Genomic DNA, 23236 nt, shown 5'->3' with positions numbered 1-23236 from the left:
CGGCTTGAAGCGAGGCGGCAAAATCGCGGCGACCACGGTGGTGGTCGCCGCGCTCGGGATCGGCGCCGTGGTCGCGCACGACCCCTACGTGCTGGTGCGCGCCCATTTCGAACGCCAGCGGGTGCGCGCCGGGTTGGGCCATGCGCAGGTCGAGGCCGCCGATCATCGCTGGACCTACGCCTTCGGCGACGACGCGCCCGCCGACGCGCCGCTGGTGGTGATGCTGCACGGCTTCACCGGCAGCAAGGAAAACTGGTATCCGCTGGCCGAACGCCTGCGCGGGCATTACCGCCTGTTGATTCCCGACTTGCCCGGCTGGGGCGAAAGCGAGCGCAAGCCTGGCGCCGATTACGGTTTCGTCGCCCAGGCCGCGCGCGTGGAGGCGTACATCCGCATGCTGTCGCCCGGCACGCCGGTCGTGCTGCTCGGCCATTCGATGGGCGGCGGCATCGCCGCGCTGGTCGCGGCGCGGCATCCACGCGAGGTGGCGCGGGTCGGGTTGCTGGATGCCGCGGGCGTGCGCTTCCAGGACAACCCGTTCGGCCGCGACGTGCTCGCCGGGAAGAATCCGTTCGCGGTCAGCGACCGCGCCAGCCTGGCGCGCTACATCGACACCGTGTTCCACCGACCCGAGGCCAAGCCGTGGATCCCGTGGCCGGCATCCAGGGGCCTGATAGCCCGTCGCCGTGCCGACGCCGGATTCGAGCAGGCGGTGCTCGACCGCATCGGCCGCGGCGACGAGAGCTTCCTGCCCGGCGACGAGGCCGCCGCCATCGACCAGCCGGCGCTGCTGCTGTGGTGTCGACAGGACCGGGTGATCGATCACAGCGCACTGGAGTTGTACGCGGCGAAAATGCCGCAGGCGGCGAAGGTGCTGCTCGACGATTGCGGCCACATGTCGCTGATGGAACGGCCCGATGCGGTGGCCGCCGCGGTGGTGGCGCTGATCCAACAAGGACAACCCCGATGAAGACCCTTTCGAAGCTGTTGCCGTGCGCCTTGCTGCCGCTGGCGTTGCTGCTGGCCCTGTCCGCCTGCGATCGCAGGCAGCGCCTGGCCGAACAGGCCGCCGCGCAGGCTGCCACGCAGGCGGCGATCGCAGAGGATTCGGCGAAACAGGCGGAAGCCGCGTTCGACAACGCAGTTGCGCAGCAGAACTGGCGCATGGCCAAGGCCCAGGCCGACGTGCTGCTGGCGCAGTACCCGCAGACCGGGGCCGCGGCGCGGGTGCGCAAGCAGTTCGACGCCGTCGCGGAGGAGGCCGAGGCCGCGCGCGAGCAATCGCGCACGGCCGCGCTGTGGAGCTACAACCGCGAGCCGGTGAAGGGCGGCACGCAGGTGTCGGCCTCGCTCTATGCCAAGGACGAGGTCGACGTCGACGGCAGTGGCGCCAAGCCGGTGCGGCTGATTTTCCGCGACCACCCGTCGTGGGGCAAAAGCGCCTACCTGGTGCTGCAGGCCGGCGACTTCGACTGCTACGGCGGCTGCAAGGTGCAGGTCAAGGTCGACGATGACGCGCCGAAGGCGATGGCCGCGTCGCGCCCGAAGACCGACGAGGCGATCGCGATGTTCATCGAGGACGAGCGTGCCCTGTGGCGGATGACCCGCGACGCGAAGCGGCTGCAGGTCCAGTTCCCGACCAAGGCCGTCGGCAGGAAAGCCGCGGTGTTCGAGGTGGGCGGACTGGATCGCGCGCAGTTGCCGGGCTGGGACTGAGCCACCGCGCGACCCACCGCGCCGGGCGCACGGCCGCAGGCACCGCTGCCTGTTGCAGGCCCCGACCCGCGCGCGCGTCGCTGCCGACTGCCGCGATGCGCCGTCGCGGCTCCCGCCGACGCGGCATCACGCAGCGCTAAGGCGCCGCGAGTACCTTCGACCGTGGCGCGGCATCGCGATGATGCCCGCCCGGAGGCACGGCGCAGGATGCCCGTGCCCGTCATGCCAGCGGTGCCGCCGTGGAGGATCGACGTGCCGGTGCCGACGGAGGCGACCATGCTGTCCCCACGCCTGCACCAGTTCCTCGACGAGCGCCACGCGCCCTACACCACGCTCAGGCATCCGCGCACCCTGACCGCGCAGGAGACCGCCAACGCCGCGCACATCGGCAACCGCCACTTCGCCAAGACCGTGATGCTCAAGGTCGACGGCACGATGGCGATGATGGTGATGCCGGCGGCTTACCGCATCGACCTGACCCGGCTGTCGCGCGCGCTCGGCGGGCGCGAAGTCGAACTCGCGCAGGAAGGCGAGTTCAAGGATGCGTTCCCGGACTGCGAAGTCGGCGCGATGCCCCCGTTCGGCCATCTCTACGGCATGCCGGTATACGTCGACGCGCGCCTGGCCGAGCAGGCGGAGATCGCCTTCAATGCCGGTTCGCACACCGAGCTGGTGCGCATGCCTTATGTCGAATTCGAGGACCTCGCGCGCCCCGAGTTGCTGTGGCTCGCGCACGTGATGTAGCCGGCCCCGTGCGGACGCGCCTTCAGAGCGCGTAGCCGAACTGCTGCTTGAACTGCTCGGCGAACTCGTCGTAGTCGAAGCGCTGGTTCTGGGTGCCCGGGTGCTCGACCTTGAGCGCGCCCATCAGGTTGCCGATGCGGCCGATCGTCATCCAGTCGTAGCCCTTTTCGATGCCGAAGATCAGGCCGGCGCGGAACGCGTCGCCGCAGCCGGTCGGGTCGGTGATCCGGCGCTCGTGCGCCGGGGGCACGTCGATCGCCTTGCCGTCGGCGAAGATCACCGCGCCCTGGGGTCCGCGCGTGGCGATGTAGGCCTTGACCTTGCCGGCGATGGCCTGCTCGTCCCAGCCGGTGCGCTCCTGCAGCAGGTTGGACTCGTAGTCGTTGACGGTGACGTAGTCGGCCTGCTCGATGAACTCGCGCAGCTCGGCGCCGTTGAACAGCGGCATGGCCTGGCCGGGATCGAAGATGAAGGGAATGCCCGCTTCCGCGAACTCGCGCGCGTTCTGGATCATGCCCTCGCGCCCGTCCGGGCTGACGATGCCGATGGTGACGTTCGGCACGTCGCGGACGTGGTTCTCGTAGCTGCGCATCATCGCGCCGGGATGGAAGGCGGTGATCTGGTTGTTGTCGTGGTCGGTGGTGATGAAGGCCTGTGGCGTGAACAGCTCGGGGATCTCCTTCACCCGCGACAGCTCGATGCCGAGTTCGGCGAAGTATTCGCGGTACGGGCCGAAGTCCTGGCCGACGGTGGCCATCGGGATCGGGTCGCCGCCCAGCAGCTTGAGGTTGTAGGCGATGTTGCCGGCGCAGCCGCCGAATTCGCGGCGCATCCGCGGCACCAGGAAGGACACGTTGAGGATGTGCACCTTGTCCGGGAGGATGTGGTTCTTGAACTGGTCGGGGAACACCATGATGGTGTCGTAGGCCAGGGAACCGCAGATCAACGCAGGCATGGGCAACACCTCGGGCGCCGGCGGGCCGACGGCTGGAATGGGAAGGCGGGCGACCCGGGCAGGCGTCGGCGGCGGGCTAGGGTAGCGGCTCGTCCGGAGCGGGGCCAGCCGCGAGTTGCCGGCAAGGGGGCGCCGGTCGCGTTTTTGCCGCGGGATTCCGCGATATTCCGGTTGCCGGGGGTAGGGCCCGTTGCTAGGCTAGCCCCATCCCCCTGCGACCCGTGCGCGGATCCGGTCCCCGGCCGGTTTTCCCCCGCGATCGCGTCGCCCCTGCTCCATCCCCGCACCCCTGACGGACGCCCTTCCCCGATGTTCAAGAAGTTCCGCGGCATGTTTTCCAACGACCTGTCGATCGACCTCGGCACGGCCAATACCCTGATCTATGTCCGCGGCCAGGGCATCGTGCTGAACGAGCCGTCGGTGGTCGCGGTGCGCCAGGACCGCCTCGGCGGCGGCGTGCGCTCGGTCGCCGCGGTCGGCACCGAGGCCAAGCAGATGCTCGGGCGCACCCCGGGGCACATCACCACCATCCGGCCGATGAAGGACGGCGTCATCGCCGACTTCACCTACACCGAGGAAATGCTCAAGTACTTCATCCGCAAGGTGCACAAGTCGCGGATGCTGCGGCCGAGCCCGCGGGTGCTGGTGTGCGTGCCGGCCGGCAGTACCCAGGTCGAGCGCCGCGCGATCAAGGAATCGGCGGAGGAAGCCGGCGCCCGTGACGTGTTCCTGATCGAGGAGCCGATGGCCGCCGCGATCGGCGCCGGCATGCCGGTGACCGAGGCGCGCGGCTCGATGGTGGTCGACATCGGCGGCGGCACCACCGAGGTCGCGGTGATCGCGCTCAACGGCATCGTCTATTCGCAATCGGTGCGGATCGGCGGCGACCGCTTCGACGAGGCGATCATCGCCTACGTGCGCCGCAGCCAGGGGATGCTGATCGGCGACGCCACCGCCGAGCGGATCAAGCTCGAGATCGGCTGCGCGTACCCACAGCAGCACGTGCGCGAGCTGGAGATCTCCGGGCGCCACCTCGCCGAGGGGGTGCCGAAGATGATCACGATCAACTCCAACGAGGTGCTCGAGGCGTTGCGCGAGCCGCTGGCGGGGATCGTGGCCGCGATCCGCCAGGCGCTGGAACAGACCCCGCCCGAGCTGTGCGCCGACGTCGCCGAGCGCGGCATCGTGCTCACCGGTGGCGGCGCCATGCTGCGCGACCTCGACCGCCTGATCAGCGAGGAGACCGGCCTGCACGTGCAGGTCGCCGACGATCCGCTGACCTGCGTGGCCCGCGGCGGCGGCCGTGCGCTGGAACTGGTGGACATGCACGGCAACGAGTTCTTCGCGTCGGAGTGAGTATTCGGGGACAGGCCATCCCTGGCCTGCCCCGAAGCATCGGGCAAGAAGCGTGGTGCTTGTCCGACGCCGCAAGCGGCCTGCAGCCGCTTGCGCTGGCCCATCCATGGGCCAGATGCGGGACTGCGCGCCTGTTGCACTTCGCAGGTACAAAACGAATCCGTCTTCGGACACAATCGCGTATCGAACGCCGTGCGCGCCGCGGATGCGCGCGATGTGTTCCGCAGGCGGCAGGGAGCCGCTGCATCGCCCGGCGCGGCCGGACCGGTGTGCCTTGCCGCCACTTCTTCCCCCACTGATCGCCGACCGATACCTGCCCACGTGCCCGCCTATGCCGGTTCCCCTGCTGCCCGTTCCGGCGATGTCGCCGGCACGTTGCGGCTGCTGGCGTACCTGGCGCTGGCAATCGCGCTGGTCGTGCTCGACCACCGCGGCGGCTGGCTGGCGCAGGTCCGCGCGCGCGCTGAACTGGCGACCCAGCCGCTATGGTGGCTGGCCGGCCTGCCCGGGCGCATCGGCGACAACGTCCGCGACGACGCCGCCACCCGCAACCGCCTGGCGCACGAGAACGGCGTGCTGCGCAACGCCTTGCTGATCAGCGGCGCCCGGCTGGCGCGGCTGCAGACCGCGGCCGCCGAGAACGCGCGCCTGCGCGGCCTGCTCGGCGCCACCCCGCGCGGCGGCCTGGACGTGCAGCTGGCGCCGATCCTGGACATCGACCTGGATCCCACCCGGCAGCGGCTGGTCCTCGATGCCGGCAGCCGCGACGGCGTGCAGGTCGGCCAGAGCGTGATCGACGCCGGCGGCCTGGTCGGGCAGATCATCGCCGTCAAACCCGGCACGGCGACGGTGCTGCTGCTGACCGACCCCGACCACGCGGTGCCGGTGATGGTGGCGCGCACCGGCGTGCGCCTGGTCGCCTACGGCAAGGGCCGCAGCGACCAGCTGCAGCTGGCCAACATCCCGCTGTCCAGCGACGTCAAGGTCGGCGATGCGATCGTCACCTCGGGACTGGGCGGTCGCTTCCCGGCGGGTTTCCCGGTCGGCACGGTGGCGGCGCTGCAGCCCGACGACAGCCGCGCCTTCCTCGTCGGCGACCTGCAGCCGGCGGCGCAGCTGGATCGCGGCCGCGACGTGCTGCTGCTGCGCCAGCAGGCCGCGCCGGCCGCCCCTGCAGCCGCGATCGGCACGGCCGCCGCTGGACAACCCGCGGCCGCGGCGGCGAAACCCGACATCGGCGCGCGCCCGGCACCAGCACCGGCGCCGGCCGCCACGGAGCCGCCGCGATGAGTCGCAACCGCCAGCAATGGGTGTTGCCGCTGAGCATTTTCGTCGCGCTGCTGCTGGGGCTGCTGCCGCTGCCGGCGTGGCTGCAGCCGCTGCGCCCGTACTGGCTGGCACTGGCGGTGGTGTACTGGGTGATCGAGGCGCCCGGGCGCATCGGCCTGGGGTTCGCCTTCGCCATGGGCCTGCTGGCCGACCTCGCCTTCGGCGGCCTGCTCGGCGAGCAGGCGCTGCGACTGGTGATCATGGCCTTCATCGTGCAGCGCTTCCGCGCGCAGTTGCGCTTCTTCCCGATGCCGCAGCAGGCGCTGGCGATCGGCGGCCTGTTGCTCAACGACCGCGTGGTCAGCGCCGCGGTGCACCTGGCGCTGGGCGAGCCGCAATTGCCGTGGAGTTTCTGGTGGGCGCCCTTGCTGGGGATGCTGTTGTGGGCGCCGGTGTTCCTGTTGCTGGATACGCTGCGGTTGGGGCGCAAGGGCGGATGAAGCGCCGGTTCGCGCGGGTTCCCGGCAGGAAAGACACCGCCGCCCTTGCTTGCGGACGCCAGCCTGCGCGCCGGCGCGGCTGAGCGATGGGTGCGCGCCGCCGCCAGTTGAAGCACCAGGGGGCCGAGGCGGCGCAGTTCCGCGCGCGCGCGGCGCTGGGTTTCGCGATCGTGCTGCTGGCGCTGGGCGGTCTCGGTGCCTGGTATTTCAAGCTGCAGGTGCTCGACCACGACGACTACGCCACCCAGTCGGAGGCCAACCGGGTCAAGCTGCGCCCGGTGCTGCCGGGACGCGGCCTGATCCTGGACCGCAAGGGCCGCGTGCTCGCCGACAACGTGCCGGCCTACCGCCTCGACGTGACGCCCCTGGAAGCCGGCGCGACGGACAACTGGCTGCCGGCATTGCGCCGAATCGTCGTGCTCGACGACGAAGACGTGCAGCACTTCCAGGCCGAACTGCGCGCCGGCCACCGCTTCAAGCCGATCACGCTGAAGCCACGGGTCGACCCGGAGGAAGTGGCGCGCTTCGCGGTCGATCGCTGGCGGTTCCCCGGGGTGGAACTGGTGCCTTACCTGAATCGCCGCTACCCGTACGGTGCCTTGCTGTCGCACGTGATCGGCTACGTCGGCCGCGTCGACGAGGCCGACCTCAAGAAGCTGGGGGAGGCCAATAGCGCCATCACCCACATCGGCAAGACCGGGATCGAGCGCTATTACGACGCCATGCTGCGCGGTGGCGTCGGCTACGAGCAGGTGGAAACCAACGTGGAAGGCCGCGCGCTGGGCACGATCGGACGCGTGCCGGCGACGCCCGGCGTCGACCTGCGGTTGTCGATCGACCTCGACCTGCAGCGCGCGATGGTCGCCGCGTTTGCGGATTTCGACGGCTCGGCGGTCGCGGTCGATCCGCGCACCGGCGAGATCCTGGCGATGGCCAGCCTGCCGGCCTACGACCCCAACCTGTTCGTCAACGGAATTTCCCACGCCGACTATAAGGCGCTGATCGACAACCCGTCGCGGCCCCTGTTCAACCGGCTGGTGCTGGGCGGCGTGGCCCCCGGCTCGACGATCAAGCCGCTGACCGCGCTGGCCGGGCTCGACAGTGGCGTGCGCCGGCCCGAAGACAGGACGCTGTCCACCGGCATGTTCCGCCTGCCCGGCATGCGCGGGCGCGGCTGGGGCGATTCGCATCGCAACGGCCACGGCTGGACCGACGCGCGCAAGTCGATCTGGGATTCGGTCAACACCTATTACTACCAGCTGGCGATCGACCTGGGCGTGCAGCGCTACGACCAGTACCTGGGCAAGTACGGGTTCGGCAAGCCGACCGGCATCGACCTGGCGGGCGAGATCCCCGGCATCCTGCCGTCGCCGGCAGCGAAGATGCGGCTGGTGCGCGAACGCTGGTATCCCGGCGACCTGGTCAACGCCGCGATCGGCCAGGGGCTGTGGAAGGTGACCTCGCTGCAACTGGCGCAGGGCATCGGCGCGATCGCCAATGGCGGCGACCTGCGGCGGCCGCACCTGGCGACCGCGAAGCGCATCGGGTTCGAGGCGGACTGGATGCCGTTGCCGCAACCGGCCCCCTTCCGCATCACCGACCATCCGGACAACCTGCGCGTGGTCCAGGAGGGCATGGAGATGACCGTGAGCATCGGCACGGCAGCCACCGTGTTCCGGGGCTCGCCCTACCTCTCGGCGGGCAAGACCGGCACCGCGCAGGTGGTCAACCGCAGCGAACGCGCGATCGATCCGAAGTCGTTGCCGTTGTGGAAACGGCATCGCTCGCTGTACGTCGGCTATGCCCCGGCCGGAGCCCCGACCATCGTGGTCGCGGTGGCGGTCGAGGGCGGCGGCTTCGGCTCCGCCACCGCGGCCCCGATCGCACGCAAGGTGATGGATGCCTGGATCCTGGGCAAGCAGCCGGAACCGCCGCCGCCAGCCGCGACCGCGGCGATGCAACCATGAACGCGATCCTCCGTTTCCTGTTCGACCTGGCAGCGCGGCTCACGCGCACGCTCGACTGGTGGCTGTGCGCGGCGCTGGCGGCATTGATGGCGATCGGGCTGGCGGTGCTCTACAGCGCAGGCGGCGAGTCGCCGCGGCTGGTGCTGGCGCAGGGTGCGCGCTACGCCCTCGGCTTCGCCGCGATGTGGGCCTTGTCGCGGCTGCCGCCGCACCGGCTGCGCAATGCCACGCCGCTGGCCTATGCGCTGACGCTGCTGCCGCTGCTGCTGGTGCTGGTGATCGGCACCGGCAAGCACGGCCGCCACTGGATCGACCTGAAGATCTTCTATTTCCAGCCGGCGGAACTGCTCAAGCTGACCTTGCCGATGATGGCCGCCTGGTACCTCAACCGCGAGCCGCTGCCGCCGCGCTTCCGGGTGGTGCTGGCGACGGCCGGGATCATCGCGGTGCCGACCGCGCTGATCCTGCTGCAGCCCGACTTCGGCACCGCGATGCTGGTCGGGATCAGCGGCGCGTTCGTGCTGTTCCTGGCCGGGTTGTCATGGTGGTGGTTCGTGGCCGCGTTCGGCGGCGTCGCCGCGGCGGCGCCGGTGGCGTGGTTCTGGTTGCTGCGGCCATACCAGAAGGACCGCATCCTGACGTTCCTCGACCCGGAATCCGATCCGCTGGGCAGTGGCTGGAACATCATCCAGTCCAAGATCGCGATCGGCGCCGGCGGCCTCACCGGCAAGGGCTGGGGCCAAGGCTCGCAGTCGCACCTGAACTACCTGCCCGAGCACACCACCGACTTCATCTTCGCCGTGCTCAGCGAGGAATTCGGCTGGGTGGGCGTGGCCACGGTGCTGGCGCTGTACCTGTTCGTGGTCGGGCGCTGCCTGTGGATCGCGAGCCAGGCGCGCGACGGTTATTCGCGGCTGCTCGCCGGCAGCCTCGGGCTGGCGTTGTTCGTGTACGTGATCGTCAACGGCGGCATGATCTCCGGGCTGCTGCCGGTGGTCGGCGTGCCGATGCCGCTGCTGAGCTATGGCGGCACCTCGGCGGTGTCGCTGCTGGCGGGGATGGGCGTGGTGATGGCGGTGCGCGCGCACAAGCCCATGCACGGTTACTGAATGCGGTCGTCGCCGACGGCGCGCGACCTGGATCCCTGCGCGCGAACGCGTGCTACCCTCGCGCCGATGATCCGACGCGCATCGTTCAGGCTGTTTTCGTCGGGGCCGCTGTCGCTGGCCCTGGTTCCCGTCCTCGCCGGATTCGCGCTCGCCGCCTGCGCCACGCAGGCGCCGCCGGCATCGGTCGCGGCGGCCGCGCAACCGGCGGCATCGACCAGCGCGCTGCTGCCGCCGGTCCCGCAACCGCCCGAGCGCCCGCTGGCGCCGCCGGCGGTGACCGACCCGGCGCTCCCCGAGGCGCAGCGCATCGCCGCCTTCGTCGACTACACCGCCTCGATGTATGGCGTGGATCCGGCGGTAATCCGCGCCGAGCTGGCGCAGGCCCAGTTCAAGCAGAACATCATCGACGCGATCTCCCGCCCGGCCGAGAAAGTGCGTTCGTGGGCGCAGTACCGGCCGATCTTCCTCAACGACGCGCGGATCGAGGGCGGGCGCGCGTTCTATGCCGAAAACCGCGCGGCGCTGGACAAGGTCGCGGCGCAGACCGGCGTGCCGGCCGAGTACATCGTCGCGATCATCGGCGTGGAAACCAGCTACGGGCGCATCACCGGCAAGTACCGCGTGCTCGATGCGCTGTACACGCTGGCGTTCGGCTATCCCAAGCGCGCGCCGTTCTTCGCCGGCGAACTGGCGCAGCTGTTCGCGCTGGGCAAGGACGAAGGCATCGACGTGGCCACGCTCACCGGCAGCTATGCGGGCGCCATGGGCTGGGGCCAGTTCATGCCGTCCAGCTACCGCAACTGGGGCAAGGATGGCGATGGCGATGGACGTCGCGACCTGGTCGGCGACAGCGACGACGTCTTCGCCTCGATCGCGAACTATTTCGTGGTGCATGGCTGGCAGCGCGGCGCGCCGGTTGCCGCGCGCGCAAGCCGCGCCGACGCTGCCGCCGACTTCGCCCCGGACACCCTCGACCCGGTTTACCCGTTGCCGGCGCTGGCGCAGCGCGGCTACACGCCGCAGCCGGGCGAACCCACCGTCGCCGCGGGCGAGGGCGCGACCCTGCTCACGCTCGACGGCGATGCCGGCAAGGAGTACTGGCTGGGCTACCGCAACTTCTACGTGATCACGCGCTACAACCATTCGCCGATGTACGCCTTGTCGGTGCACCAGTTGGCGCAGGCGATCCGTGCCGGCAGCGCACCGGCCGGAAGCGACGGCGCATGAAGCACGCGTGGGCCAGGGGGCTGGTGCCGGCGCTCGCCGCCGCCGCGCTCGCCGCCTGCGGCAGCGCGCCGGTCAAGTCCGGCGCCCCGTCCTCCACGACGGCATCCGGCAGCGCCGCGGCGCGACATGCCCCGGGTTCGCGCCGTTCGCCCTATGCCCCGGCGCAGGAAGATCCGGGCAAGCGCGGCAACTACACCCGCGGCGGCCTGTACGCGCCACACATCCAGGACAGCGCGCCCACCGGGGGCATCCCCGACGTCGACCAGATCCCGGAACCGGTGGTCACCGACGAGCCGCATTCGCGCTACGGCAACCGTTCGCCCTACACCGTGCTCGGCAAGTCCTACCGCGTGCGCGACAGCGCGGAAGGTTACGACGAGACCGGCATCGCCTCGTACTACGGCAACAAGTTCCACGGTCGCCGTACCTCCAACCTGGAGGTGTACGACATGTACGCCTTCACCGCTGCGCACAAGACGCTGCCGCTGCCCAGCTATGCGCGCGTCACCAACCTCGGCAATGGCCGCTCGGTGGTGGTGCGGGTCAACGATCGTGGCCCGTTCCACGACGGCCGCATCGTCGACCTGAGCTACGCGGCGGCGGTGAAACTCGGCGTCGACCGCAGCGGCACCGCGCGGGTCGAGGTCGTGGGCCTGAGCCCGGGCGAGAACGCGCACCAGCAATACGACGCGGTGGCCGCCAGCGGCGCCGCGCCCCCGCCCGCGGCGGGTCTGCCGCCGGGCGTGCACATCGCCACCGGCCTCCCGCAACCGGCGCCGCCGAGCGCGCTCGACAGACTGGTCGGCGCATTGCCGATCGCCGCCGCCAATGCCGGCGAGCGTCCGCCGCAGGCGGCGGCGCCAGCGCAGCCGGCCGCCCAGGGCGCGGGCAAGTACGCCAACACCGACTGGCGCTTCGACATGCGCCAGGACGGCCGCACCATGACCGCGGACGAATTCGATGCGTGGATGCGCTCGCGTCGTGCGCGCGTGGCCACCGGCAAGCCGGGCACGCCCGATCCGCGCGCGGCAACCGGGCGCGTGGCCGCAAGCGCGGTCGCGGCCAACCGGGCGAGCGCTCCCGCGACCAGCGCTCCCTCGGTGCCGTCGCCGGTCCCGGCAACGCCGACGCCGGCGGCGAACGGGACGACCGCGCGTGCAGTGGGCGGGCTGGTGCTGCAGGTCGCCAGCTTCGCCGCGCATGACAACGCCGAACGTGCGCTGGCGATGGTCAATGGCGCCGGCATCGCCGGTGCGCGCCTGCTCGACGCCGACGCCAACGGCCGCCGGGTGTGGCGCCTGCGGGTCGGCCCGGTCGATCCGTCGTCGGCGGACGACCTGGTGGCCCGCATCCAGGGCCTGGGTTTCGGCCAGCCGCAGCGCGTGCGCGAGTAGACTCGCCTGTTTCCCGCCCGCGGACGCGCGCCGCGGGTTTCCCCCTTCAATCCCGGTCATGGAAGGCCGGCCCTCCGGAGTCCGTTGTCTTGAAGAAAGCCGCCGCCACCCTCGCCGCCGTCCTGGCCACCGCCGCCTTCGGCCTCGCCTTCGCGCAGAAGCCGGCCACCCTGCCGCAGCCGGCCACGCCCAGGCCCGCCGCGCTCAGCGATGCCCTGCCGATCCCGCCGGCCCCGGCGCCGGCGACCGCCGCGGCCTGGATCCTGATGGATGCCGCCACCGGGCAGGTGCTGGCCGGCGAGAACATCGACACCCGCCGCGAACCGGCGAGCATCACCAAGGTGATGACGTCGTACGTGATCGCCGCGGAAATGGCCGCCGGCAAGGTCAAGGCCGACGACCAGGTGATGATGAGCGAGCACGCCTGGCGCGAAGGCGGTGCCGGCACCGAAGGCAGCTACAGCGGGTTCCCGGTCAACCAGACGGCGAAGCTGGTGGACATGGAAAAGGGCATGGTGGTGCAGTCGGGCAACGATGCCGCGATCGCGCTGGCCGAGCACGTCGCCGGCAGCGAGCAGGCCTTCGCCGCGCTGATGAATGCCTACGCGCAGCGCATCGGCATGAAGAACTCGCACTTCGTCAACCCGCATGGGCTGTCGTCCGAGGGCCATTACTCGACGGCGCACGACCTGGCGCTGCTCGGCCGCGCGCTGATTCACGATTTCCCGGTGGCGTACTCGTACAACAAGATCAAGGAATACACGGTCGGCCCGATCACGCAGCCCAACCGCAACGTGCTGTTGTGGCGCGATCCCTCGGTGGACGGCATCAAGACCGGGCACACGGCCAATGCCGGCTACTGCCTGATGGCCTCGGCCAAGCGCGGCGACCAGCGCCTGATCTCGGTGGTGCTGGGCGACAGCAGCGAAAGCCAGCGCGCGGTGGATTCGCAGGCGTTGCTCAACTGGGGCTTCCGCTTTTACGAAACCCACAAGCTTTACGACGCCGGCAAGGTGGTCGCGCAGCAGAAGGTGTGGAAGGGCGCGACCGAGCAGGTCAGGCTGGGTGTCGCCGAGCCGCTGTTGGTCAGCCTGCCGCGCGGCAAGTACTCGCAGCTCAAGCCGATGATGGACGTGCCGAAATCCCTGGTGGCGCCGATCGGCAAGGGCCAGAAGATCGGCATGGTGAAGGTGTCGCTGGACGGCAAGGTGATCGCGCAACGGCCGCTGGTGGCGCTGGACGCGGTCGAGCAGGGCGGTTTCTTCAAGCGCCTGTGGGACGAGTTCTGGATGTGGTGGGAGTCGGTGTAGGCGCCACACCGCCCTTGCATGCAAAAGGCCGGCGCAAGCCGGCCTTTTCGTTGCACGCCACGCGAGCTGCCTCGGGAATGACTCCGGCCGAAGCCGGTTTCCGCAACCCCCGAAAATGACGGATGCCGACGCAATGCCAGCACGTCGCCAGGGAAGCGCAGCGGCGTGGTGGTGGCTCAGAACCGGAGGAAGTACGGCACCGCCATCAGCACCCCACCCACCAGCACCGTTGCCCAGGTGCTCGCCACGAAATACGGAAAGACCATCAGCCCGATCCCGCACACCAGCGGCACCGGCGCCGACTGGCGCTTGCCGTAGACGAAATAGCCCAGCCCGATCGAACCGAACACCACGCCCCACAACATCGTCGCCATGTCCATGCGCAGTCCCGGGGGCGCCGGCAGGCGGCGACACGGCCATCCTACGCCGCTGGCCCGATCCGGATCGCCACGTTGCCGTTGCCGCGAGCAAGCGGCCTGCCTTCGGCCAGGAAGCGATCGGGAGCCCCCGCGCCGGGAGCACGGCGGCCGGACCTGGCTTCCCACGGGACAGCGCCCGCCGCAGTTGGGTTCGATCCAAGGCGGCCGCATAATTGCCGCATGGAAATCCATTCCGACAATCCCGAGCACGGCTTCCAGTTCCCGGGCGAATTCGAGATCAGCGCGATGGGCCCGGCCGGCAGCGGCCTGGAGCAGCAGATCCCGTCGTTGCTGGAGGCCGCCGGCCTGGTGGTGCTGCGCGAGACCGTGTCCACCCGCGAGTCCAGCGGTGGCAAGTACGTCTCGGTGAAGCTGAGCTTCCGCGCCGAGTCGCGCGAACAGTACGACGTCGCCCACGCGGTGCTGCGCGAGCATCCGGAAGTGAAGTGGACCCTGTGACCGGCGATGGCCTTCTCCCCGCGGCCGGGGGTGAAGGCGCATGCTCGCGCGCCACCGGCGCGCATGCGCCTGAACGCCCTCGCGCCAGCGCGAGGGCCGGGGCGCGGAGCGAGTTGCCGGAGGCGGAAGCGGGATTTTCCCCCTGCCTGGTCCGAGACCTCGGCCGCCAGGCCTATGAACCGGTGTGGCGGGCGATGCAGCGCTTCACCGATGCGCGCGCCGCCGCCACCGCCGACGAGTTGTGGCTGGTCGAACACGATCCCGTGTTCACCCTCGGTCAGGCCGGCAAGCGCGAACACGTGCTCGTGCCCGGCGACATCCCCGTGGTCCATGTCGATCGCGGCGGCCAGGTGACCTACCACGGCCCCGGCCAGATCGTCGCCTATCCGCTGCTCGACCTGAGGCGGCTGAGGATCGGGGTGCGCGACTACGTGCACCGGATCGAACAGGCGGTGATCGACACCCTGGCCGAGTGGAACATCCCGGGCCGTCGCCGCGACGGCGCCCCCGGCGTCTACGTGGGCGACGCCAAGATCGCCGCGCTCGGCATCCGCGTGCGCCGCGGCTGCACCTTCCATGGCCTGGCCTTCAACATCGCCATGGACCTGGAACCGTTCCGCCGGATCAACCCCTGCGGTTATGCCGGGCTTGAAGTCGTGTCGATGGCCGACCTCGGCGGTCCCGGCCACCTGGACGCGGTCAAGCCGGTGCTGCTGCGTGCGCTGGCGGCGCAGTTCGGCCTGCGCCTGTCCGCGGCCGATGCGACAATGGCGGCATGAATACGCCAGACTTCCCCGCGGACGCGCCCGCCACCGGCACCCGCGCCATCCCGCTGGCCGTGGTCGATCCCGCGCCGGCCAATGCCGCGGCGACGGCGCCCTCGCTGCAGCCGGGCGTGCGCCAGGTCGCCGGCGACAAGATCGCACGCTCGCCGGTGCAGTTCGCCGACGCGCCGGTACTGCGCAAGCCGTCTTGGATCCGGGTGCGGATCCCGTCGGGCAATTCCGTCGCCAGGCTGAAGGAAAAGCTGCGCGCCAACCGCCTGGTCACCGTGTGCGAGGAAGCCAGCTGCCCGAACATCCACGAGTGCTTCGGCCACGGCACCGCGACCTTCATGATCCTCGGCGAAGTCTGCACCCGCCGCTGCAGCTTCTGCGACGTCGCCCACGGCCGGCCCAAGCCGCCGGACGCGGTTGAACCGCTGCACCTGGCGCAGACGGTCAAGGACATGGGCCTGAAATACGTGGTCGTCACCAGCGTCGACCGCGACGACCTGCGTGACGGTGGCGCGGCGCACTTCGTCGACTGCATCACCGCGATCCGCGAGTTCAGCCCCGGCACCCGGATCGAGATCCTGACGCCGGACTTCCGTGGCAAGGGCCGGATGGAGCGCGCGCTGGACATCCTGGCCGCCAACCCGCCGGACGTGTTCAACCACAACATCGAAACCGTGCCGGACCTGTACCGCAACGTCCGCCCCGGCGCGGATTACCAGTGGTCGCTGACCCTGCTGCAGCAGTTCAAGCGCCAGCACCCGGCGATCCCGACCAAGTCCGGGATCATGCTCGGCCTTGGCGAGACGATGGCCCAGGTCCAGGACACCCTCCGCGACCTGCGCGCGCACGACGTCGAGATGGTGACGATCGGCCAGTACCTGCAGCCCTCGCCGCACCACCACCCGGTGCTGCGCTACTGGACCCCGGACGAGTTCAAGGCGCTGGAGCAGTTCGGCATGGCGCTGGGCTTCAGCCACGTCGCCTCGGGCCCGCTGGTGCGCTCGTCCTATCACGCCGACCGGCAGGCCCAGGAAGCCGGTGTCGCCGCTGCCGCGCAGGGACTGCAGCCGGCTGCCCTCGAGTCGAACGCGACGCACGCCAGCTGAACGGGGAAGGGACTGGACTCGGCAACCATTCTGTCGATCGCGTCGCCACGCGCCGGCTGAACCGCGCAGGGACTGAATCCGGACACCGTCCTCCCCAACGCGTCGCCACGCGCCGGCTGAACCGCGCAGGGACTGAATCCGGACACCGTCCTCCCCAACGCGTCGCCACGCGCCGGCTGAACCGCGCAGGGACTGAATCCGGACACCGTCCTCCCCAACGCGTCGCCACGCGCCGGCTGAACCGCGCAGGGACTGAATCCGGACACCGTCCTCCCCAACGCGTCGCCACGCGCCGGCTGAACCCGCTTGCAGGCTGTACGCGCGCCACCCGCAGCCACCGTTCACCTCACCCGGAAGCGATCCCGCTAGAGTGGATCCCGGTGCTGGCGCAACTTCCGGCACTGTGCGGCGGTCTCCACGATCTGCACCCTGAGCCCATCCCCACTGCGGCCGCCCGCGGCCGTGAGAGCCTCGATGAAAGCGCACCACACCCTGCTGCTCCTTGCCCTGGTCGCACCGCTGGCGCTGCTGGCCCGGACCCCGGGTACCGACGACAACGCGATCCCGGCCGGCCCCAGCGCCGACCAGGCCACCACCGCCAAGCTGGTGCATGGCCTGCTGTCGGACAGCCGCTATGCCTACCGGCCGCGGGCGCTGGACGATGCATTGTCGCAGGACATCTTCAAGCGCTACCTCGAGGCGCTGGACGGCGGCAAGCTGTTCTTCACCGCCAAGGACGTGGCCAGGTTCGCGCCCTACCGGACCACGCTCGACGAAGCGCTCAAGAGCGGCCAGCTCGATCCGGCGTACGCGATGTTCGCGCTCTACAAGCAGCGCGTGGACGAGCGCTCGACCTATGCGCGCAAGCTGCTGAAGCAGGACATCTTCGACTTCAGCGGCAACGACCGCTGGTATTACGACCGCGAGGACGCGCCGTGGGCGGCCAGCAGCGCCGAGCTCGACAAACTGTGGCAGCAGTCGGTGCGCAACGACTGGCTGCGGCTCAAGCTCGCCGGCAAGCAGCCCGAGGAAATCCGCAAGACGCTGGACAAGCGCTACGCCAACCTCGCGCAGGCGGTCGCCGAACTCGACGGCACCGATGCCTTCCAGAGCTTCCTCAACGCCTACACCGGTTCGATCGACCCGCACACCGACTACTTCGATCCGCGCAGCGCCGAACGCTTCAACCAGTCGATGTCGCTGTCGCTGGAAGGCATCGGCGCGCAACTGCAGAAGCAGGACGACGTGGTCGTGATCCGCGAAGTGCTGCCCGGCGGCCCGGCGATCAAGAGCGGGCAACTCGAGGCCGGCGACCGCATCGTCGGCGTCGGCCAGGGCGCCAGCGGCACCATGGACGACGTGGTCGGCTGGCGCATCGACGACGTGGTCGAGAAGATCAAGGGCCCCAAGGGCACCAAGGTGCGGCTCGACGTGATCCCGCCGGAAGCCGGCATGGACAGCAAGCCGCGGCGCGTGGTGCTGGTGCGCGACAAGATCCACCTCACCGAGCAGGCAGCCAAGGCCAAGACCATCACCATTCCGGCGCGCGGCGAACTGCCGGCCAAGCGCATCGGCGTGGTCGAGCTGCCCGGCTTCTACCAAGATTTCGAGGGCCGCCGCAGCAACAACGACGACTACGCCTCGGCTACCCGCGACGTGGCGCGGTTGCTGGCGCAGTTCCGCGCGCAGAAGGTCGACGGCGTGGTGATGGACCTGCGCAACAACGGCGGCGGCTCGCTGGCCGAGGCGGTCGAGCTCACCGGGCTGTTCATCGACAAGGGCCCGGTGGTGCAGGTGCGTGAATCCGGCGGCCGCGTCAGCGTCGAGAACGACCGCGCGCCCGGCGTGGCGTGGGACGGCCCGCTCGCGGTGCTGGTCAACCGCGGCTCCGCCTCAGCGTCGGAGATCTTCGCCGGCGCGATCCAGGACTACGGCCGCGGGCTGATCATCGGCGAGACCACCTTCGGCAAGGGCACGGTGCAGAACCTGGTCGACCTGGATCGCTGGCCGGCCAACGAGAAGCCGCGCTTCGGCCAGGTCAAGCTGACCATCGCCCAGTTCTTCCTGCCCGGCGGCAGCAGCACGCAGAACAAGGGCGTGGTGCCGGACATCCGCTTCCCGGTGTCGGTCGACGCCAGCGAATTCGGGGAGAGCACCTACGACAACGCGTTGCCGTGGACCCGGATCGCGGCCGTGCCGCACACCCGCTATGGCAACTTCACCCCGCTGCTGGCCAGGCTCGACGCGTTGCACGACAGCCGCATCGCCGCCAACAAGGAATTCCAGTGGTGGTCGCAGGACGTGGCCGAGTTCCGCGCCGAGCGGGCCAGGAAATACGTTTCGCTCAGCGAGGTCGAGCGCCGCGCCGAGCGCGACAAGGACGAGGCCAAGCGCAAGCAGCGCCAGGCCGAGCGCAAGGCGCTGGGCCTGAAGCTCGATCCGCTGGCCGTGGACAGCAGCGACGACGGCCTGCAGGCGGGCGAGCGCGACGTGGTCGCCGACGCGGCGCGCGAGAAGGCGGCCGAAGACCGGCCCGACCCGCTGCTGCGGGAATCGGCGGCGATCCTCGCCGACGCCACCGCGCTGCTGTCCGACAGCAAGCAGCTGTCGGCGCAGGTGTTGCCGGAAACCGGGAAGGCGACCCACTGGGCGGAGTAGGCCGCTTCTGCCTGCAGCAATGCCATGTCGGAGCGGCTTCAGCCGCGAGCTTTGCCCGGATCGGCGCGTGCTCGCCCCGGGCTCGCGGCTGAAAGCGCTCCCACAAGGGCCCCGGGGTTCACAAGATTCGGATAGCGGGCGCCTGGTGCGCCCGTTATCGTTGCCGCCATGGACAAGCGCAGCGACGACAAACAGCCCCAGCGCGCGGACCCGCGCCTGGAGCGCGCCCGCGCGCTGCTCGACGGCGGCGAACCGACGCTGGCCGAACTGGCTGCCGCGGTCGGCATCAGCGCCGGCCACCTGCAACGCCGCTTCAGCGCGCGCTTCGGGCTCAGCCCGGCGCAATACCTGGCCCAGCGCAAGCTCGGTGCCCTGAAGTCGGCGTTGCGCGACGGCCGCGATGTCAGCGCCGCGTTGTACGACGCCGGCTACGGTTCGCCGTCGCGGGTGTACCAGGATGGCGCCGCGAAGCTCGGGATGACGCCGGCGAGTTTCCGTGCGGGGGGCGCCGGCGAGGCGATCCGCTGGAGCCTGGTCGAAACCGCGCTCGGCACCGCGCTGGTGGCGACCACGCAGCGCGGGATCTGCATGGTCGAGCTGGGGGATGACGCGGCGGCACTGGAAGCGAAGCTGCGTGGCGAGTTCCCGCGGGCGCAGCTGCAGCGGGTCGATGCCGGCCGCGACCAATTCCTCGCGCCGCGGCTGCGCGCCGTGGCCGCGCGCCTGGCGGGGCGGCAGGGCGAAGTCGCCGTGGACCTGCTCGGCAGCGCCTTCCAGAAGAAGGTCTGGGATGCCCTGATGAAGATCCCGCCGGGGCAGACCCGCAGTTACGCGCAGATCGCCACCGAACTCGGGCAGCCCAATGCCGCGCGCGCGGTCGCCAGCGCCTGCGCCCGCAACCGGGTCGCGGTGGTGGTGCCCTGCCATCGCGTGATCCGCGGCGACGGCTCGCCCGGCGGCTATCGCTGGGGCCTGCCACTGAAGCAGCGGCTGCTCCGGCGCGAGGCGGCGCAGGCGAGCGCCGACCCGTCGCGTGCCGGCGATGCGTGACCAACGGCGCTGACCACCACTACCGCGATCGCGTACGCTGCGCGCCTGGCGCGTGGCCCGCGCGCCCCAGTCGATTGCAGCCCCCATGCCCCGTTTGCCCGGATCTCCCACCGCTGCCCCCGGCGGCGTCGCCATCGCATTCGCCCTGGCCGCCGTCTACCTGATCTGGGGCTCGACCTATCTCGCCATCCGCTTTGCGCTCGAAGGCGGGTTTCCGCCGTTCCTGCTGGGCGGGATCCGCTTCCTGGTCGCCGGCGGACTGATGTACGCCGTGTTGCGCGGACGCGGCGTGGCCGCCCCGACCCGCAGGCAATGGGGCAACGCGGTTGTCATCGGCGTGCTGCTGCTCCTGCTGGGCAATGGCATGGTCAACTTCGCCGAGCAATCCGTGTCTTCGGGCATGGCTGCGGTGGCGGTGGCGTCCGCGCCGTTGTGGATGGGCGTGTTCTCGGCGTTGCGTGGCGCGCATCCCAACCGCATCGAGTGGGTCGGCCTGGGCATCGGCTTCCTTGGCGTGCTGTGGCTCAACATCGACAGCAGCCTGACCGCATCCAAGGCCGGCATGGTCGCGTTGCTGGTCGCGACCCTGGCGTGGTCGTTCGGCTCGATCTGGAGCCGTGGCCGCGACCTGCCGACGCCGTTCATGACCGCCGCGGCGCAGATGCTGTGCGGCGGCGCGGCGATGTGCATCGTCGGCGCAATCGCCGGCGAGCGTTTCCATGCGCTGCCGACCGCGGCCGGGCTCGCCGCGTTCGGCTACCTGGTCGTGGCCGGCTCCATCGTCGGCTTCAGCGCCTACATCTGGCTGCTGCACCACGTGCGGCCGGTGCTGGCCGGCAGCTATGCCTACATCAACCCGGCGATCGCGGTTGCGCTGGGCGCGTGGCTGGCGCGTGAACGCTTCGGCCTGCACGAACTGGCGGCGATGGGCGTGATCCTGCTCGGCGTGGTCGCGATCACGCTGGCGAAGGCGGCGACGGCGAAGCCGCCGCAGGTTGTCCGCGCGCAAGCGGACCTGCGCCAGGCCGGGGACGCCTGAGCATGGAGATGGAGCGCCTCGACCGTCGCGGCCTGTGGATGGCCGTGGGTGCATTCGTGCTGTGGGGCGTCATGCCGCTGTACTGGCACCTGCTCAAGGCGGTGCCGTCGCTGCAGATCATCGCCCACCGCATCGTCTGGAGCACGCTGCTGGTGGCGGGCTGGCTGTTCTGGAAATACGGCCGCGGCTGGCTGCGCGAAACCCTCGCGCATCCGCGCGCGGCGTGGATGCTGGCGCTCAGCGGCGGCCTGATCGCGTTCAACTGGGGGCTGTACATCTGGGCGGTCAACGCCGGCCACGTGGTCGAAACCAGCCTGGGCTACTTCATCAATCCGCTGCTCAACGTGGTGCTGGGCGTGGTGGTGCTGAAGGAACGCCTCAACCGCGTGCAGTGGACCTCGGTCGCGATCGCGACGGGGGGCGTGCTCTGGCTCACCGCCAACTACGGCAGCTTCCCGTGGATCGCGTTGTCGCTGGCGGCCTCGTTCGGCGCCTACGGCCTGATCCGCAAGCTGGTCGGGGTGCCGCCAGTGCGCGGCCTCGGTGTCGAGAGCCTGTACCTGGTACTGCCGGCGCTGGCCTTGCTGCTGTGGGGCGAAACCCATGGCGAGGGTGGCTTCGTCGCCCATGGCGGCGTCGCAGCCTGGGGCTGGATCGCGGGCGCGCTGCTGGTGTTCGGCGGCGTGCTGACCGCGCTGCCGCTGATCGGCTTCGCCGACGCGGTGAAGCGGATCCCGTACTCGATGGTGGGCGTGCTGCAGTACATCGCCCCGACCCTGCAACTGCTGTGCGGTGTGCTGGTGCTGGGCGAAGCCTTCGACCGCGATCGTGCGATCGGTTTCGGCTTCATCTGGCTCGCGCTGGCGCTCTACGCCGGCGACGGCTTGCTGCGCGGGCGCACGGCAGCGAGCGCCGCGGCCGTCGATACCTGAGCGATCACGCCCCGCGCAGCGCGACCGTCACCGGCATCCTGGCGGCGCGCAACGCCGGGAACAAGCCGCCGACCAGGCCGATGCCCAGTGCCCATTTCAGGCCCGTCCACAACAACTGCGGCGAGACCTTGAACTGGAACACCACCTGGCTGAAATTGCTGCCCAGGGTCGATACCGTGTAGCCGTTGAACACCAGCCAGGCCACCGCCGCGCCCAGCACGCCGCCGGCCAGCGCCAGCAGCATCGTTTCCAGCATCACCGCCATCACCACCGGCAAGCCGCTGAAGCCGAGCGCGCGCATCGTCGCGATCTCCCGCGCGCGCGCGGCGACCGCGGCGTACATGGTGTTGAGCGCGCCGAACACCGCGCCGATCGCCATGATCGTGCCGATCACCGTGCCGAGGATGCTGATCAGCTTGTTGAGGCCTTCCGACTGCTTCGCGTAATAGTCGTGGGTGGTCAGGACGTCGAGCTTGAGCCGGGGATCGTCGGCCAACGCGGCCTTGGCCTGGGCAAAGCCGTTGTTGCCGGCAAGCTTCACCGTCACCGACTGGTAGGCGCTGCGATCATAGGTCGAGGCCACCGTCTGCGCGTCGCCCCACAATTCCGAATCATGCGAGTCGCCGGAAGCGAAGATGCCGACGATGGTCCAGTCCTGGTTCGCCAGTTCCAGGGTGCGGCCGACCTCGAGCCCGCGGAACTGGCGCTGCGCCCCCTGGCCGACGACGAGCTCGCGCAGGCCGTTGCCGAACCTGCGGCCCGCGATGATCTTCACCTGCGGGCGGATGGCCCACGCCTGCGGGCCGACGCCGCGGAACTGGACGTTGGCATCGGTGCCGTCGGCCTTGGTTGGCAGGTTGATCACCTGCGACAGCTCCGGCGAGATCGCGGCCTGGCCGTCGTCGCCGCGCGCGATCCCGGGCAGGCTGGAGATCAGCGGGATCTGCTCGCGCGAGATCACCGAGTTGGTCTCGGCCTGCGACCCGCCACGCAGGATGATGGCGGTGTCGTCGCTGCCGGTGCTGTCGAGCGTGGCCTTGAAGCCTTCGCCCATCGCCAGCATCGCCACCAGCACCCCGACCACGCCGGCGATGCCGACCACGATCACGCTGGAAGCCCCCCATCGCTGCGGCAGGCTGGCCAGGCCGATGCGCGCCGCCGCCAGCGCCAGCCTGCCGGCACGCGTGAGCGGCAGCCACAGCCCCAGCAGCAGCACGATCGCGAGCACCCCGGGCCACGGCAGCATCACC

20 protein-coding genes and 1 pseudogene are annotated in these 23236 nt (G+C 70.4%); 18 read left to right on the top strand and 3 right to left on the bottom strand.

Annotated features, from left to right (window positions below; translation table 11 throughout):
• Positions 1–4 precede the first annotated feature (4 nt).
• From MQC88_RS12830 to MQC88_RS12820, 3 genes are all read left to right on the top strand, one after another.
• Positions 5–970 carry an alpha/beta fold hydrolase gene (locus tag MQC88_RS12830; RefSeq protein WP_243322701.1) on the top strand — a complete coding sequence of 322 codons (966 nt, stop codon included), beginning with the start codon at positions 5–7 and terminating at the stop codon, positions 968–970.
• On the top strand, positions 967–1716 hold the full coding sequence (locus tag MQC88_RS12825) for a hypothetical protein (protein ID WP_243322700.1): 750 nt from the start codon (positions 967–969) through the stop codon (positions 1714–1716). The genes MQC88_RS12830 and MQC88_RS12825 overlap by 4 nt, the downstream gene beginning before the upstream one ends.
• A gap of 276 nt (positions 1717–1992) precedes the next feature.
• Positions 1993–2460, top strand: a complete 468-nt coding sequence (locus tag MQC88_RS12820; RefSeq protein WP_243322696.1) for an aminoacyl-tRNA deacylase — start codon at positions 1993–1995, stop codon at positions 2458–2460.
• Positions 2461–2482: 22 nt separating this feature from the next.
• On the opposite strand, the gene MQC88_RS12815 is transcribed toward MQC88_RS12820, so the two are convergent.
• A complete protein-coding gene (locus tag MQC88_RS12815) occupies positions 2483–3415 on the bottom strand; it encodes a carbohydrate kinase family protein (protein WP_243322694.1) in 933 nt (310 codons plus the stop codon).
• 309 nt (positions 3416–3724) lie between these two features.
• On the opposite strand from MQC88_RS12815, the gene MQC88_RS12810 reads away from it, so the two are divergent.
• From MQC88_RS12810 to MQC88_RS12770, 8 genes and pseudogenes are all read left to right on the top strand, one after another.
• Positions 3725–4771 (top strand): rod shape-determining protein, encoded by a 1047-nt coding sequence (locus MQC88_RS12810; protein WP_243322693.1) that lies wholly within the window; start codon positions 3725–3727, stop codon positions 4769–4771.
• Positions 4772–5092: 321 nt separating this feature from the next.
• Positions 5093–6061 carry a rod shape-determining protein MreC gene (gene mreC / locus MQC88_RS12805; RefSeq protein ID WP_243322690.1) on the top strand — a complete coding sequence of 323 codons (969 nt, stop codon included), beginning with the start codon at positions 5093–5095 and terminating at the stop codon, positions 6059–6061.
• Complete coding sequence (mreD, locus tag MQC88_RS12800) at positions 6058–6540, top strand: rod shape-determining protein MreD (protein WP_243322689.1); 483 nt, start codon at positions 6058–6060, stop codon at positions 6538–6540. Before mreC ends, mreD begins: the two co-directional genes overlap by 4 nt.
• Before the next feature lie 86 nt (positions 6541–6626).
• Positions 6627–8465 (top strand): annotated as a pseudogene (gene mrdA, locus MQC88_RS12795) (penicillin-binding protein 2); the annotation flags it as partial.
• A gap of 38 nt (positions 8466–8503) precedes the next feature.
• The gene (gene rodA, locus MQC88_RS12790) at positions 8504–9616 is read left to right on the top strand and encodes a rod shape-determining protein RodA (RefSeq protein WP_243322686.1); all 1113 of its coding nucleotides are present in this window, start codon (positions 8504–8506) and stop codon (positions 9614–9616) included.
• Between the two features lie 66 nt (positions 9617–9682).
• Complete coding sequence (gene mltB, locus MQC88_RS12785) at positions 9683–10843, top strand: lytic murein transglycosylase B (protein ID WP_243322684.1); 1161 nt, start codon at positions 9683–9685, stop codon at positions 10841–10843.
• Positions 10840–12237: a septal ring lytic transglycosylase RlpA family protein gene (locus MQC88_RS13090; protein WP_315857118.1), complete on the top strand. Its 1398-nt coding sequence runs from the start codon at positions 10840–10842 to the stop codon at positions 12235–12237. The genes mltB and MQC88_RS13090 overlap by 4 nt, the downstream gene beginning before the upstream one ends.
• Positions 12238–12326: 89 nt before the next feature.
• On the top strand, positions 12327–13547 hold the full coding sequence (locus MQC88_RS12770; RefSeq protein WP_243322682.1) for a D-alanyl-D-alanine carboxypeptidase family protein: 1221 nt from the start codon (positions 12327–12329) through the stop codon (positions 13545–13547).
• A gap of 176 nt (positions 13548–13723) precedes the next feature.
• Here MQC88_RS12770 and MQC88_RS12765 read toward each other — a convergent pair whose 3' ends face one another.
• Entirely contained in the window at positions 13724–13921 is a 198-nt protein-coding gene (locus MQC88_RS12765) for a hypothetical protein (protein ID WP_243322681.1), read from the bottom strand.
• A 225-nt stretch (positions 13922–14146) separates the two neighbouring features.
• Here MQC88_RS12765 and MQC88_RS12760 point away from each other — a divergent pair, with 225 nt between their 5' ends.
• From MQC88_RS12760 to rarD, 7 genes are all read left to right on the top strand, one after another.
• On the top strand, positions 14147–14425 hold the full coding sequence (locus MQC88_RS12760; protein WP_243322679.1) for a DUF493 family protein: 279 nt from the start codon (positions 14147–14149) through the stop codon (positions 14423–14425).
• Positions 14426–14538: 113 nt separating this feature from the next.
• The gene (lipB, locus tag MQC88_RS12755) at positions 14539–15204 is read left to right on the top strand and encodes a lipoyl(octanoyl) transferase LipB (RefSeq protein WP_243322676.1); all 666 of its coding nucleotides are present in this window, start codon (positions 14539–14541) and stop codon (positions 15202–15204) included.
• Complete coding sequence (gene lipA, locus MQC88_RS12750) at positions 15201–16307, top strand: lipoyl synthase (RefSeq protein ID WP_243322673.1); 1107 nt, start codon at positions 15201–15203, stop codon at positions 16305–16307. The genes lipB and lipA overlap by 4 nt, the downstream gene beginning before the upstream one ends.
• Before the next feature lie 474 nt (positions 16308–16781).
• Positions 16782–18965, top strand: a complete 2184-nt coding sequence (locus tag MQC88_RS12745; RefSeq protein ID WP_243322672.1) for a carboxy terminal-processing peptidase — start codon at positions 16782–16784, stop codon at positions 18963–18965.
• A gap of 168 nt (positions 18966–19133) precedes the next feature.
• Positions 19134–20015, top strand: coding sequence for a methylated-DNA--[protein]-cysteine S-methyltransferase (locus MQC88_RS12740; protein WP_243322670.1), 882 nt, complete (start codon positions 19134–19136; stop codon positions 20013–20015).
• Between the two features lie 85 nt (positions 20016–20100).
• Positions 20101–21054: a drug/metabolite exporter YedA gene (yedA, locus tag MQC88_RS12735; protein WP_243322668.1), complete on the top strand. Its 954-nt coding sequence runs from the start codon at positions 20101–20103 to the stop codon at positions 21052–21054.
• Between the two features lie 2 nt (positions 21055–21056).
• The gene (gene rarD / locus MQC88_RS12730; protein WP_243322667.1) at positions 21057–21986 is read left to right on the top strand and encodes an EamA family transporter RarD; all 930 of its coding nucleotides are present in this window, start codon (positions 21057–21059) and stop codon (positions 21984–21986) included.
• Between the two features lie 4 nt (positions 21987–21990).
• Here rarD and MQC88_RS12725 read toward each other — a convergent pair whose 3' ends face one another.
• Positions 21991–23232, bottom strand: coding sequence for an ABC transporter permease (locus MQC88_RS12725; protein ID WP_425491635.1), 1242 nt, complete (start codon positions 23230–23232; stop codon positions 21991–21993).
• Between the last annotated feature and the right edge of the window lie 4 nt (positions 23233–23236).

The organism is Cognatiluteimonas sedimenti, from assembly GCF_022808325.1.
GTDB lineage: Bacteria > Pseudomonadota > Gammaproteobacteria > Xanthomonadales > Xanthomonadaceae > Cognatiluteimonas > Cognatiluteimonas sedimenti.
This window is presented reverse-complemented; position numbering and strand designations above follow the sequence as displayed.

What these genes read in the sequence shown, in the direction of transcription:
- MQC88_RS12825 (WP_243322700.1), top strand. Translation starts at nt 967, where the DNA reads ATGAAGACCCTTTCGAAGCTGTTGCCGTGCGCCTTGCTGCCGCTGGCG.
- MQC88_RS12820 (WP_243322696.1), top strand. Translation starts at nt 1,993, where the DNA reads ATGCTGTCCCCACGCCTGCACCAGTTCCTCGACGAGCGCCACGCGCCC.
- MQC88_RS12815 (WP_243322694.1), bottom strand. Translation starts at nt 3,415, where the DNA reads ATGCCTGCGTTGATCTGCGGTTCCCTGGCCTACGACACCATCATGGTG.
- MQC88_RS12810 (WP_243322693.1), top strand. Translation starts at nt 3,725, where the DNA reads ATGTTCAAGAAGTTCCGCGGCATGTTTTCCAACGACCTGTCGATCGAC.
- mreD (WP_243322689.1), top strand. Translation starts at nt 6,058, where the DNA reads ATGAGTCGCAACCGCCAGCAATGGGTGTTGCCGCTGAGCATTTTCGTC.
- rodA (WP_243322686.1), top strand. Translation starts at nt 8,504, where the DNA reads ATGAACGCGATCCTCCGTTTCCTGTTCGACCTGGCAGCGCGGCTCACG.
- mltB (WP_243322684.1), top strand. Translation starts at nt 9,683, where the DNA reads ATGATCCGACGCGCATCGTTCAGGCTGTTTTCGTCGGGGCCGCTGTCG.
- MQC88_RS13090 (WP_315857118.1), top strand. Translation starts at nt 10,840, where the DNA reads ATGAAGCACGCGTGGGCCAGGGGGCTGGTGCCGGCGCTCGCCGCCGCC.
- MQC88_RS12765 (WP_243322681.1), bottom strand. Translation starts at nt 13,921, where the DNA reads ATGGCGACGATGTTGTGGGGCGTGGTGTTCGGTTCGATCGGGCTGGGC.
- MQC88_RS12760 (WP_243322679.1), top strand. Translation starts at nt 14,147, where the DNA reads ATGGAAATCCATTCCGACAATCCCGAGCACGGCTTCCAGTTCCCGGGC.
- lipA (WP_243322673.1), top strand. Translation starts at nt 15,201, where the DNA reads ATGAATACGCCAGACTTCCCCGCGGACGCGCCCGCCACCGGCACCCGC.
- MQC88_RS12745 (WP_243322672.1), top strand. Translation starts at nt 16,782, where the DNA reads ATGAAAGCGCACCACACCCTGCTGCTCCTTGCCCTGGTCGCACCGCTG.
- MQC88_RS12740 (WP_243322670.1), top strand. Translation starts at nt 19,134, where the DNA reads ATGGACAAGCGCAGCGACGACAAACAGCCCCAGCGCGCGGACCCGCGC.
- yedA (WP_243322668.1), top strand. Translation starts at nt 20,101, where the DNA reads ATGCCCCGTTTGCCCGGATCTCCCACCGCTGCCCCCGGCGGCGTCGCC.
- rarD (WP_243322667.1), top strand. Translation starts at nt 21,057, where the DNA reads ATGGAGATGGAGCGCCTCGACCGTCGCGGCCTGTGGATGGCCGTGGGT.
- MQC88_RS12725 (WP_425491635.1), bottom strand. Translation starts at nt 23,232, where the DNA reads ATGCTGCCGTGGCCCGGGGTGCTCGCGATCGTGCTGCTGCTGGGGCTG.